Source organism: Myceligenerans indicum (genome assembly GCF_016742955.1).
Taxonomy (GTDB): Bacteria; Actinomycetota; Actinomycetes; order Actinomycetales; family Cellulomonadaceae; genus Myceligenerans; species Myceligenerans indicum.
In genome coordinates, this window is the sequence record NZ_JABBYC010000001.1 from 122,491 (window position 1) to 134,320 (window position 11,830).

At 71.3% G+C, this 11,830-nt stretch carries 9 protein-coding genes and 1 riboswitch; of the genes, 6 read left to right on the top strand and 3 right to left on the bottom strand.

Going from position 1 to position 11,830, the window contains the following annotated elements; all coding sequences use genetic code 11:
* The first annotated feature begins 52 nt into the window (after nucleotides 1–52).
* The 5 genes from HGK34_RS00490 to HGK34_RS00510 all read left to right on the top strand — a co-directional run bounded on the left by HGK34_RS00490 (nucleotide 53) and on the right by HGK34_RS00510 (nucleotide 7,201).
* Nucleotides 53–1,363, top strand: a complete 1,311-nt coding sequence (locus HGK34_RS00490; protein ID WP_201844604.1) for an ABC transporter substrate-binding protein — start codon at nucleotides 53–55, stop codon at nucleotides 1,361–1,363.
* An 89-nt stretch (nucleotides 1,364–1,452) separates the two neighbouring features.
* Nucleotides 1,453–2,409, top strand: coding sequence for a carbohydrate ABC transporter permease (locus HGK34_RS00495; protein ID WP_201844605.1), 957 nt, complete (start codon nucleotides 1,453–1,455; stop codon nucleotides 2,407–2,409).
* Nucleotides 2,409–3,248 carry a carbohydrate ABC transporter permease gene (locus tag HGK34_RS00500; RefSeq protein ID WP_201844606.1) on the top strand — a complete coding sequence of 280 codons (840 nt, stop codon included), beginning with the start codon at nucleotides 2,409–2,411 and terminating at the stop codon, nucleotides 3,246–3,248. The genes HGK34_RS00495 and HGK34_RS00500 overlap by 1 nt, the downstream gene beginning before the upstream one ends.
* Before the next feature lie 22 nt (nucleotides 3,249–3,270).
* The gene (locus tag HGK34_RS00505; RefSeq protein ID WP_201844607.1) at nucleotides 3,271–4,008 is read left to right on the top strand and encodes a DUF624 domain-containing protein; all 738 of its coding nucleotides are present in this window, start codon (nucleotides 3,271–3,273) and stop codon (nucleotides 4,006–4,008) included.
* Between the two features lie 184 nt (nucleotides 4,009–4,192).
* Nucleotides 4,193–7,201 (top strand): RICIN domain-containing protein, encoded by a 3,009-nt coding sequence (locus tag HGK34_RS00510; protein ID WP_201844608.1) that lies wholly within the window; start codon nucleotides 4,193–4,195, stop codon nucleotides 7,199–7,201.
* A 76-nt stretch (nucleotides 7,202–7,277) separates the two neighbouring features.
* Here HGK34_RS00510 and HGK34_RS00515 read toward each other — a convergent pair whose 3' ends face one another.
* Together HGK34_RS00515 and glyA are read right to left on the bottom strand one after the other, a co-directional pair.
* Nucleotides 7,278–8,159, bottom strand: coding sequence for a bifunctional methylenetetrahydrofolate dehydrogenase/methenyltetrahydrofolate cyclohydrolase (locus HGK34_RS00515; protein WP_201844609.1), 882 nt, complete (start codon nucleotides 8,157–8,159; stop codon nucleotides 7,278–7,280).
* A gap of 81 nt (nucleotides 8,160–8,240) precedes the next feature.
* A complete protein-coding gene (glyA, locus tag HGK34_RS00520; RefSeq protein WP_280517822.1) occupies nucleotides 8,241–9,533 on the bottom strand; it encodes a serine hydroxymethyltransferase in 1,293 nt (430 codons plus the stop codon).
* 191 nt (nucleotides 9,534–9,724) lie between these two features.
* Nucleotides 9,725–9,845: riboswitch (ZMP/ZTP riboswitch) on the bottom strand.
* Between the two features lie 121 nt (nucleotides 9,846–9,966).
* Between glyA and HGK34_RS00525 the strand changes: the two genes are divergently transcribed.
* Entirely contained in the window at nucleotides 9,967–10,953 is a 987-nt protein-coding gene (locus HGK34_RS00525; protein WP_201844610.1) for an NAD-dependent epimerase/dehydratase family protein, read from the top strand.
* 26 nt (nucleotides 10,954–10,979) lie between these two features.
* Here HGK34_RS00525 and HGK34_RS00530 read toward each other — a convergent pair whose 3' ends face one another.
* Entirely contained in the window at nucleotides 10,980–11,753 is a 774-nt protein-coding gene (locus HGK34_RS00530) for an SDR family oxidoreductase (RefSeq protein ID WP_201844611.1), read from the bottom strand.
* Nucleotides 11,754–11,830: the final 77 nt, after the last annotated feature.

The following is an 11,830-nucleotide window of genomic DNA, read 5'->3' on the forward strand; positions in this document are numbered from 1 at the left end:
AACCGTCGTCCTCGCGATGCGAGGATGATCTCTACTCGAAGGAGAGTACGCAATGAACCGCAAGATCATGACCTCCGTGGGCACCGCCGCCGTGGCGGCGCTCGCCCTGACCGGCTGCGGCGGAGGTGACTCCTCCTCCGGATCCTCGGACGCCGAGCAGGCGGACGGTGGCGTCAGCATCAGCCTCGCAGGCTGGGATTTCGCCTCGACACCGGAGTTCCAGACGCTGGCCGACGCCTACCACGAGCAGAACCCGGACGTCACGGTGGAGCTCAAGGAATACCCCGCGGGCAACGACTACGACACGGCGCTGACGGCAGACCTGGCCGCCGGCACCGCGCCGGACGTCTTCATCGTCAAGAACCTGAAGAACTACGTCACGTTCGAAGAGGGCGGCACGCTGCTCGACATCTCCGATGTCGCCGGCGAGCTCGACCCGGCCACCGGCGGGCTCTCGTCGATGGCGGTCGACGGCAAGACCTACGCCGTGCCGTACCGCCAGGACTCGTGGCTCCTGTACTACAACAAGGCCCTGTTCGACGAGGCCGGCGTGGACTACCCGGACGGCTCCTGGACGTGGGACGACTACGCCGACGCCGCCGCGACGCTGACCGACGGCATCGACAAGAAGGACGTCTACGGCGCCTACCTGCACGGCTGGCAGTCCACCGTCCAGGGCTTCGCCCTGGCCCAGTCCGGCGCCTCGCTGGACGGCGGCGACTTCAGCTACCTCGCGCCGTACTACGAGCGGCAGCTCGCGATGCAGGACGACGGCTCGCAGCCCAGCTACGCCACCGTCACCACCAACGAGCTCGCCTACCAGTCGCAGTTCGGCACCCAGAAGGCCGCCATGGTGACCATGGGCTCCTGGTACATCGGGACGCTCGTGGCGGAGCAGGCCTCCGGCGACGCCGACACCTTCGAGTGGGGTCTCGCCCCCGCCCCGCAGGCCGACGAGTCCACCACCGGGATGGACAACACCCCGGTCACGTTCGGTGACCCCACCACCATGGGCATCAACGCCGGGATCGACGAGTCGAAGGTGGCCGCCGCCAAGGACTTCCTGAAGTTCGCGGCCGGTCCGGACGGCGCCGCCGCGCTCGCCGAGATCGGCATCACGCCCGCCCTGATCGACGACACCGTGGCCGACACGGTCTTCGGGCTCGACGGTGTTCCGCAGGACGACCTGTCGCGGTTCGCCTACACGACGCACGAGACCCTGCCGGAGAACCCCGTGGGCCCGAACACGGCGGCGATCCAGACGATCCTCGGTGACCTCCACTCGGCGGTCATGTCGGAGTCCGACCCGGTGGACGACGCGATCGCGGACGCGCAGGAGCGCGTCGCCAACGAGGTCGGCTGACGCCCGACCGACACCGCCCGCCGCGCGACGGCTCCGCGCCGTCGCGCGGCGGGCACGACCTGCCAGTCCCTCGACGAGGAGAACGACTCATGGCGACATCCGTCGTCGACGACCACGACTCGGGAGCCCTCGGGCTGCCGCACCCCGTCCAGCCGCCGCGGCGGAGGCCCAGGGCGTCGCTCAAGCTGCGCAACGCGCTGGTCGGCTGGACGTTCGTCCTGCCGAACTTCGCCGGGTTCGCGGTGCTCACCCTCATCCCGGTGTTCCTGCTCTTCTACTACTCGATGACGAGCTGGAACATCTTCGGCAACGCCGACTGGGTGGGCCTGGAGAACTACTCGCGCCTCATCGGTGACAAGAGCTTCCACGTCGCGCTCGGCAACACCTTCTACTACGCCGCGTTCCACATCCCGCTGACCATCGCGGCGTCCCTGGGCCTCGCGCTGTTGCTGAACCAGAAGCTGCGCGGCGCGGCGTTCTTCCGGACGGTGGCGTTCTTCCCGTACATCACGTCGATCGTGGCGATCGCCGTGGTGTGGAACATGCTGTTCAGCCCGGAGTACGGGCCGATCAACCAGTTCATCGGCACCTTCGTGGGCGGAGAACTGCCCGGCTGGACGGTCTCCAAGGACTGGGCCATGCCCGCGGTCATCATCGTGGGCACGTGGCGCTACATGGGCTACTACATGCTGCTGTTCCTGGCGGGCCTCCAGACGGTCCCGGCCGAGCTGCACGAGGCGGCCCGGATCGACGGAGCCGGCGTGTGGCAGCGGTTCTGGAACGTCACGCTGCCCTGCCTGCGGCCCACGATGTTCTTCGTGACGGTCATGGTGACCATCGAGAGCTTCAAGGTCTTCGACCTCATCCTCGTCATGACGGAAGGCGGGCCCGGCCAGTCCACCCTGGTGCTCAGCCAGTACATCTGGCAGAAGGGCTTCGAGCAGTTCGAGCTCGGGTACGCCTCGTCCGTGGCCGTCGTCCTCTTCCTCATCTGCATCGCCGTGACCGTGGTGCAGTTCCTCTACAACAAGCGGAGGGATGCGTGATGACCACCCGTCCGACCGCGCTCCGGAACACCGGCCGCATCCTGCTCTACGTGGCGATGACCGCCGCGGCAGCGGGCATCCTGCTGCCCTTCGCCTGGATGGTCATCTCCTCGCTGAAGACGAACAACCAGGTCTTCACCGCCCCCATCGAGTGGATCCCGGACCCCTTCCGGTGGCGCAACTACCTCGACATCTGGATCAAGGGCGACATGTTCACCTGGCTCCGCAACACCATGACGGTGTCGGTCGCGGTGACCTTCCTCCAGGTGACGACAGGCAGCTTCGCCGCCTACGGCTTCGCCAAGACGCGGTTCCCGGGACGCGACGCGCTCTTCCTGCTGTACATCGGCACGATCGCCGTGCCGTGGGCGTCGTACATGATCCCCCAGTTCCAGATGATCTCCAGCTGGGGCCTGGCCAACACGCTGTACTCGATCATGCTGCTCCAGGCGTTCGGCGCCTTCGGGGTCTTCCTCATGAAGCAGTACTACGAGTCGATCCCCGACTCGCTGTGCGAGGCGGCCCGCATCGACGGGCTGTCCGAGTACGGCATCTGGTGGCGCATCATGCTGCCGCTGTCCGTGCCCGCCCTGACCTCGCTGACGATCATCACCTTCGTCACGACCTGGAACGACTACCTCGGGCCGCTGATCTACCTGCGCGACCGTGAGCTGTGGACGATCCAGCTCGGACTGCAGCGCTTCGTCGGCGACTACAACGCCGAGCACGCGCTGATCATGGCCGGCTCCGTGCTCTCGGTGCTGCCGATCGCCCTCGTGTTCCTGCTCGGCCAGCGGTACTTCGTGCAGGGCATCGCGACCACGGGCGTCAAGGGGTGAGTGCCGGATGACGATGTCAGGCGTGACGACGACGCACGGGGCGGGCCGCACGGCCGGCGCGCCCCGGCGCCGGCTCATCGCACCGGAGACCTACGAGCTGGTCTTCGGCACGATCTACACCGGACTGGTGACCAACGTGCTGCTCGTGGTCGCCTGCCTGCCGGCCGTGCTCCTGCTGGTCACGACCGACCTCTCCGCGACCTGGCTGCCCCTGGTGGTGGCCGCGCCGCTGGCGGGGCCGGCGCTGGCCGCGGCCTTCGCGGTGTTCGGCGAGTTCAGCGGGGACTCTCCGGCGACGCCCGTGCGCACGTTCGCCCGGGCGTGGCGCCGGCACCTGCGCCGGGGCCTGGCCGTCGGTGCGCTGGCCACCGGCGCCGTCGGCGTGCTCGTCGTGGACATCGTGTTCTTCTGGGGGCGCACGGTCGGCGCCGTCGTGATCCCGGTGCTGGCGACGCTCACCGCCGGGACGGTCGTGACCGCCTTCCTCACGCTGACCCTCCTGCCGGAGCAGCACACCGCCCGGTTGCGGGACCTGCTGCGCGCCGGGCTCTTCCTCGGCGCGCGACGCTGGTACCTGAGCGCGGGCATCGCCGCGCTGCTGGTCCTGCTGGCATCGGTGGTCGTCGCACGGCCCGCGGCCGGTCTCGGCTTCGCCGCGGCGCCGCTGCTCTACGCCGCCTGGGGCGCGGCACGCTTCGCGCTGCGCGCCCCGACGAGCCCCGCCGCCGACACCACGACCGCCGCCGACACCACGACCTGAGCGGCACCCACCTCGTGGCCCCGGTCAGGGACCGCGCCGTCGTGCCCGCACGGGCCGACCCCACCACCGGCCCGCGTTCCGCACCCGGGACGTGAGCCCCGTCGAGACGCAATCCCCACGGGACGTCGACGCCTCGTCGTCGTCCATCACCTCGAACCGCAACGATGCGGAAAGGAACCCGGAGATGCTCACCTCACGCGCGAGCCGCCCCTGGCTCGCCATCCCGGCAGCGATCGCGCTGACGGCCGCCACGGCGGGAGGGCTCGCCGTCGCGGAGCCCGCACCGCCGTCGGCGGACGCCGTCGAGACCGTCACCGTCCGGCCCGATCCCTCCTACGCCGGCGGCGAGTGGGAGGGCTGGGGCTCGTCCCTGGTCTGGTCCGCGAACGCGACCGGCGACTACCCCGACGAGATCCGCGACCGCCTGGTCGACCTCACCTACGGCCACGACGGACTGAACCTCAACATCGCGCGGTACAACATCGGCGGCGGCAACGCCCCCGGGGTGCGCGACGACTACATGAAGACCGGTGCCACCATGCCCGGCTGGTGGCAGGCCCCCGAGGGCATCGGCGTCGACGACCGCGACTGGTGGGACCCCGACAACCCCGACGACTGGAACTGGGACGCCGACGCCAACCAGCGCTGGTGGGTCGACGCCATCAAGGGGAACGTCACCCGCTGGGAGGCGTTCAGCAACTCGCCGCCCTGGTTCCAGACCGTCAGCGGCTACGTGTCCGGCGGATTCGACGGAAACGACGAGCAGCTCCGCCAGGACACGCTCGACGACTTCGCGACCTACCTCGTGCGCGTCATGGAGCACGTCGAGGAAGCGCACGGCATCGAGTTCGACACGGTCAACCCCCTCAACGAGCCGAACACCAACTACTGGTCCACCACGCTCGGCGCCGACGGCCAGCCCGTGGGCGGACGCCAGGAAGGTGCGCACGCCGGGCCGGAGCGTCAGGCGGAGGCCGTCGAGGCGCTCGCCGCAGAGCTTGCCAAGCCGGGGACCAGCACCGACGCGAAGATCTCGGCGCCGGACGAGACCAACCCGGGCAAGTTCCTCAGCGACTGGAGGGGCTGGTCCGACGCTGCGCGCGACAGCGTCGCGCAGCTCAACGTGCACACGTACGGCACCGGGCAGCGCACCGGGGCGCGGGACGTGGCCAAGGGCGCTGCCAAGCCGCTGTGGATGAGCGAGGTCGAGGGCAACTGGGGCCCGCCGTCGGACTACGAGACGATGGCGCCCGGGCTCGGTATCGCCGACCGCATCACCGACGATCTGCGGGAGCTGGAGCCCACGGCCTGGGTGCTGTGGCAGCCGATCGAGGACTACGACGCCCAGATCGCCGGCGGCGGGAACTGGGGCTCCATCCAGGTCCCGTTCTCCTGCGACGCCGACGACACCCTGGAGACCTGCCCCATCCGGCTGAACTCCAAGTTCGACACGATCCGCAACTTCACGCACTACATCACCCCGGGCGACCACCTGGTGGCCACGAACGACACCGACTCGACCGCGGCGGTCCGGGGCGACGGCACGGGCGTGACGCTGGTGCACGTCAACCCGCGCCAGGACGCACGGGCGGTGACGATCGACCTGTCGGGGTTCCGCGACATCTCCTCCGGCGCGACCGTGACCCCCGTGGTCACCTCGGCCGCCGGTGCCCTCGTGGCCGGCGAACCGGTCGCGGTGTCCGGGACCTCGGCGACGCTGGAGGTTCCGGGTGAGTCGGTGACGACCTTCCTGGTCGATGGTGTGTCCGGGGTGGCCCGTGACGCCGCGCTCGCCCAGGACGGGCACGCGTACCGGTTCGTCGGTGCCGCCTCCGGGCTGGCGCTGGCCCCGGGGGACGACGGCGGGCTCGTGATCCGCGACACGGCCGGCTCCGACCGGGACCAGCTGTGGACCCTGGAGCGCGTGCGGGACGCGTACGGCCGCGGCGTGGGCCACCGTCCGGTCGAGTCGCACCGCGCCTGGTACGACGTCGTGAACGTGGCGACGGGGGAGCGGCTCGCGGTGCGGGACGGTGACCTGGTCACCGAGGCGCCGTCGGCCGGGACGGACGGCCCTGGCACGGGCAGGCGCCCGGCGCCCGACGCGGCGGCGAGCTGGATGCTCTCCACCACCGGCGACGGGTCGTACACACTGGTCAACGTGGCCACCGGGCTGCTGCCGGACGTCTGGGGCGATGCCCGGTCCGACGGCGCGAAGGTGGGGCTGTACACGCCGACCGCGGGGAGCAACCAGCGCTGGACCGTGTTCGACGAGACGCCGTCCGGCACCGTCCCCGTCGACCTGTTCACCGTGCCGGGCCTGGCGCCGGAGCTGCCGGAGTCCGTGACGGGGGTGTTCCGCGACGGCGAGCGCGGCGAGCTGCCTGTGACCTGGGACGACGTCGACCCATCGGCCTGGGACGAGACCGGCACCGTGGAGGTTGCCGGGACCGCCGTCGGGCCGGACGGATCGCGCGTTCCGGCCGTGGCCGAGGTGCTGGTGGACACGATCGACACGACGGAGCCGGCGACGGCCCGCACCTACGCGGGCGGCGAGCCGGAGCTGCCCGGCACCGTGACCGGGGTCGGGGCGACGGGCATCCGCGTGGAGCTGCCTGTGACCTGGGGCCCTGGTGGCCCGTACGACGTCGTCGGGACCGTGGTGGTCGACGGCGAGGCGACGCTGCCCGACGGTGCGACGATCGCGGCCACGGCCGAGGTCACGGTCACCGAGCCGGAGACCGGCAACCTGGCCACGGCCGACGGCGTCACCGTCTCCTCGACGTACACCGAGCCGGGCTACTCCGAGGCCGGGCTGCGCAACGGCGTCTTCGAGGAGAAGGCGTGGTCCAACTGGCGCTCGGGGACCAAGAACCCGAGCGACACGCTGACGTTCGAGCTCGGCAAGGACCGGGACGTGACCGGCGCCGTGGTGCACTTCTGGCGCGACGGCGGCAACCGGAGCTGGGCCGAGACCGTCCGGGTCGAGGTGCGTGACGGCTCCGGGGTGTGGGTCCCGGCCGGGCCGGAGGTCGCGGTGGACGGTGACGTCGACGGGCACCCGGTCACCGAGGTGGTGCTCGGCGAGACGATCCGCACCGACGCCGTCCGCGTGATCCTGGACCAGTTCGACGGCGGCTACACGACCGCGGGTGAGGTCGAGATCCTGGGGCTGGTGCCGGCCCAGGGCTGACCGTCGGCAACGGCCGAGGCGCCCCGGGCGACGACACCTGTCGTCGCCCGGGGCGCCTCGCGTCCGCTCGGCCGGTTCAGCCGGCCGAGCGCTCCGCCATCTCGACGACGTTCGCGAGCAGCATCGCGCGGGTCATCGGCCCGACCCCGCCCGGGTTGGGGGAGTACCACGACGCCTTCTCACGGGCCCCGGCCGAGACGTCGCCCACCACCTTCGACTTCCCCGTGGCCGGGTCGGTCTCACGCGAGACGCCGACGTCGATCAGCACGGCGCCGTCCTTGACCATGTCGGCCGTCACGATGTCCTTGACGCCCGCCGCCGCGACGACGACGTCGGCCCGACGCACCAGACCCTCGAGGTCCCGGGTTCCCGTGTGGGTCAGCGTCACGGTGGCGTTCACCGAGCGCCGCGTGAGCAGCAGCCCGATCGGCCGGCCCACGGTCACCCCGCGGCCCAGCACCACGACCTCCTTGCCCTTCAGGTCGATGTCGTGCCGCAGCATCAGGTCGATGATCCCGCGCGGCGTGCAGGGCAGCGGCGAGGTGATCTCCTCGTTGACCCGCAGCACGAGACGCCCCAGGTTGGTGGGGTGCAGGCCGTCGGCGTCCTTGTCAGGATCGATGAGTTCCAGGATCCGGTTGGTGTCGATGCCCTTCGGCAGGGGGAGCTGCACGATGTACCCGGTGCAGGCCGGGTCCTCGTTCAGCCGTCGGACCGCCGCCTCGATGTCCTCCTGCGTGGCCTCGGCCGGCAGGTCCTCGCGGATCGACGCGATGCCCACCTCCGCGCAGTCCTTGTGCTTGCCGTTCACGTACCACCGCGAACCAGGGTCGTCGCCCACGAGCAGCGTCCCCAGCCCCGGGGTCACGCCTTGGGCGGCCAGCGCGGCCACCCGCTCGGACAGTTCCGCCTTGATGGTGGCGGCGGTCGCCTTGCCGTCGAGAATCTGTGCGTTCATCTGTTCTCCAGGAAGCGATGTGGCCGGGGCCCGCCGGGTTCCGGCGAACCCCGGCCACGGGATGTCGGTCGGTCGTCGAGGTCAGAGGTTCGGGTAGAGCGGGAAGTCCGCCGTGAGCCTCGCGACCCGGGCTGCCAGCGCGTCCACGTCGGCCGTCGCCCCGTCCTTCAGCGCCGTGGCGATGATGTCCGCCACCTCGGTGAACTCGGTGTCGCCGAACCCGCGCGTGGCCAGCGCGGGCGTGCCGATCCGCAGGCCGGAGGTGACGCGCGGCGGGCGCGGGTCGAACGGCACGGCGTTGCGGTTCACGGTGATCCCCGCGTCGTGCAGGAGATCCTCGGCCTGCTGGCCGTCCAGCTGGGAGTTGCGCAGGTCCACCAGGGCCAGGTGGACGTCGGTGCCGCCTGTCAGGACGGACACGCCGGCGTCGGTCACGTCGGACTGCGTGAGGCGGTCGGCGATGATCCGCGCGCCGCGCACGGTGCGCTCCTGGCGCTCCTTGAAGCCCTCGGACGCGGCGATCTTGAAGGCGACGGCCTTGGCCGCGACGACATGCATGAGCGGGCCGCCCTGCTGGCCCGGGAACACCGCCGAGTCGATCTTCTTCGCGTACTCCTCGCGCGTCAGGATGAAGCCGGAGCGCGGGCCGCCGATGGTCTTGTGCACCGTCGAGGACGTCACGTCGGCGTACGGCACCGGCGAGGGGTGCAGCCCGGCGGCGACGAGGCCGGCGAAGTGCGCCATGTCGACCCACAGCTTGGCGCCGACCTCGTCCGCGATCTCGCGGAACGCGGCGAAGTCGAGCTGGCGCGGGTAGGCGGACCAGCCGGCGATGATGACGTCCGGCTGGTGCTCCAGGGCCGCCTTGCGCACCGCGTCCATGTCGATGCGGTGGGTGGTGGGGTCGACGCCGTACCCGGCGACGTCGTACAGGCGGCCGGAGAAGTTGATCTTCATGCCGTGCGTGAGGTGACCGCCGTGCGCCAGCTCCAGGCCCAGGATCTTGTCACCCGGGCGGATCAGCGCGTGCAGCACCGCAGCGTTGGCCTGCGCGCCCGAGTGCGGCTGGACGTTGACGTGCTCGGCGCCGAACAGTGCCTGGGCGCGGTCCTTGGCCAGGTTCTCGGCGATGTCCACCTGCTCGCAGCCGCCGTAGTAGCGCTTGCCGGGGTAGCCCTCGGCGTACTTGTTGGTCAGGACCGAACCCTGCGCCTCGAGCACGGCGGTGGGGACGAAGTTCTCCGACGCGATCATCTCGAGCGTGTCGCGCTGGCGGGCGAGCTCGCCGTCGAGCACGGCGGCGATCTCGGGGTCCACCTGTGCGAGCGGCGCGTTCATCACGTCGGCGGGAAGGTCGGGAGTCTGAGCGCTCATTGCGTCTCCTCGAATCTGGCTGGACTGACATCGACGACGGGTGAGCGCGGGGTGAGAGCCGAGGAACGAGGCACTCACCCGGTGCGGAACCCGAGGAGATGTCGGATCTGACACTGACATCGACGGTCTCGCGTCGGGTCCGCCTCACCGCGACCGGGAGCCCGGCGGGGTGCGCACCTTCTGGCGAGGTGACCCCGGGCCCAGGCGAACGACCCGTCGTCGGCACAGTACGTCGCTCCCCGGTGGTTGCTCCACCTCGTCCCACCGTGCCCGCTCGGGTCCGGCCGGATGGCGCCAGTCACGACGGGGAAATCCTAGCAGCGCCCGGCGCCGTCGTGAGGGCCGCGACGTGCACCGTGGACGGGGCCCGGACTCCTTCTGCGGGCAGCAGAAGAGGTGGCCGCGCCCGTCGGCGCCTGATGGACTCCCTCCCATGAAGATCCTTGTTCTGGGTGGAACCGTCTTCCTGTCCCGCGCCGTCGCCGTCGAGGCCGTGGCACGCGGCCATGACGTCCTGTGCGCGGCGCGTGGCGTCAGCGGCTCCCCGCCCCACGGCGCGTCGCTGGTGCGCTGGGACCGGAACGATCCCGTGCCCGTCGAACTGACCCGGCAGGCCCCCGACGCCGTGGTCGACGTGTCGCGGACCCCGTCCCACGTGCGCCGAGCGGTTGCCGCGTTCGGGGACGCGCACTGGACGTTCGTCTCCACGATCAACGTGTACTCCGACGTCACCACCCCGGGCGGCACACCGGCGACCCTGCCGCTGCACGAGGCGATCGAGACGGACGAGGACCCTGCCTCGGGTCCGGAGGTCTACGGAGCGATGAAGGTGGCCTGCGAGAACGCCGTGCGTGCCGGAGTCCCGGCGTCGCTGGTCCTCCGGCCCGGCCTCATCGCGGGGCCCGGTGACCCGAGCGGCCGCTTCACCTACTGGCCCGCCCGCTTCGCCGAGGCCGCCGCCGACGGCGGTCCGGTCCTGGTCCCCGAGCCCGTCGATGCGCTCGTCCAGCTCATCGACGTACGCGACCTGGCCCGCTGGATCGTCGACGGCGCCGAGACGGGCAGCACCGGCGTCCTCGACGCCATCGGCCGGCCCGTGCCGCGGTCCGAGGTCCTCTCGCAGGTGGCCGCCGGCGTGGAGGCGTCACCCGACCTCGTGCGGGTCGGGACCGAGACGCTCACGGCGCACGGGGTCGCTCCCTGGTCCGGCGACCGGTCCCTGCCCCTGTGGATCGACGACCCGGACTGGGCCGGCCTGCTCGCCCACGACGTCACGGCGTCGTACGACGCCGGTCTGCGGACACGGCCCGTGAGCGAGACCGCCCGGGACACCCTGACCTGGCTCCGGTCCACGCCTGACGCGACCGTCACGGGCCTGACCCGCGCCGAGGAACTGGACCTCCTGCGCACGGTCGGGTGAGAGGCGGCGCCACGCCCGGCGGGCGGTCAGGAGCCGTCGGGCTCGGCGGCGTGCGGATCCGCGGTGTTGAGCGTGGCGACCACCTGGTCGTACACGCCGCGGGTAGCGGCGTGGCGGAGGAAGCCGACGCGCTCGACCAGGATCTCGTGCGCGTCCGGCTCCCGCGCGAGGAGGCTCATGACCTCGTCGGCGAACTCGTCGAGCGGCATCGCGAGCCCGGAGGTCTCCTGACCGGGCAGCAGCGCCGTGCGAACGGACGGCGGGACCAGCTCCACGACCCGCACGCCCTGGGGTTCGAGCTGCAGCCGGATCGACTCGCTCAGGAGGTGGATCGCCGCCTTGGACGCGTTGTACGAGGGCGTGGGCCGCAGAGGTACGTGCGCCAGGCCCGACGAGACGGTCATGACGGTGGCACCCGGCCGGGTCCGCAGGTGCTCGACGAACGCGGCGATCAGCCGGATCGGGCCCAGGACGTTGGTCGTCACCACCTCCTCGGCGTCCGCGAGGAAGCCAGGGGTGGTCCAGTCCTCGACCCGCATGATCCCCGCCATGGCGACCAGCACGTCCAGGTCGGGGTAGCGGGCCACGACGTCGGCCGCCGCCGCGGTGATCGAGTCCGGGTCGGAGACGTCGATGCGGACCGTGCCGAAGCCGTGCTCGGCCGCCAGCCGGTCCAGGACCTCGACGCGCCGGCCACCGACGACCACGGTGCTGCCGGCCGCCTGGAGGCGCCGGGCCAGCGCGAGCCCGATACCGGACGTCGCGCCGGGGATGAAGATGGTGCTGCCTGTGATGTTCATGCCCCCACCGTGTGCCCGCCGGAACCCGGACGGGAGAGACCTGGCGATCGGGGGACCGGCGGTCCCTGGCTACCGTG

Excerpts from the sequence above, each read along its gene's own strand:
- HGK34_RS00490 (WP_201844604.1), top strand. The coding sequence starts at position 53 with ATGAACCGCAAGATCATGACCTCCGTGGGCACCGCCGCCGTGGCGGCG.
- HGK34_RS00495 (WP_201844605.1), top strand. The coding sequence starts at position 1,453 with ATGGCGACATCCGTCGTCGACGACCACGACTCGGGAGCCCTCGGGCTG.
- HGK34_RS00500 (WP_201844606.1), top strand. The coding sequence starts at position 2,409 with ATGACCACCCGTCCGACCGCGCTCCGGAACACCGGCCGCATCCTGCTC.
- HGK34_RS00510 (WP_201844608.1), top strand. The coding sequence starts at position 4,193 with ATGCTCACCTCACGCGCGAGCCGCCCCTGGCTCGCCATCCCGGCAGCG.
- HGK34_RS00515 (WP_201844609.1), bottom strand. The coding sequence starts at position 8,159 with ATGAACGCACAGATTCTCGACGGCAAGGCGACCGCCGCCACCATCAAG.
- glyA (WP_280517822.1), bottom strand. The coding sequence starts at position 9,533 with ATGAGCGCTCAGACTCCCGACCTTCCCGCCGACGTGATGAACGCGCCG.
- HGK34_RS00525 (WP_201844610.1), top strand. The coding sequence starts at position 9,967 with ATGAAGATCCTTGTTCTGGGTGGAACCGTCTTCCTGTCCCGCGCCGTC.
- HGK34_RS00530 (WP_201844611.1), bottom strand. The coding sequence starts at position 11,753 with ATGAACATCACAGGCAGCACCATCTTCATCCCCGGCGCGACGTCCGGT.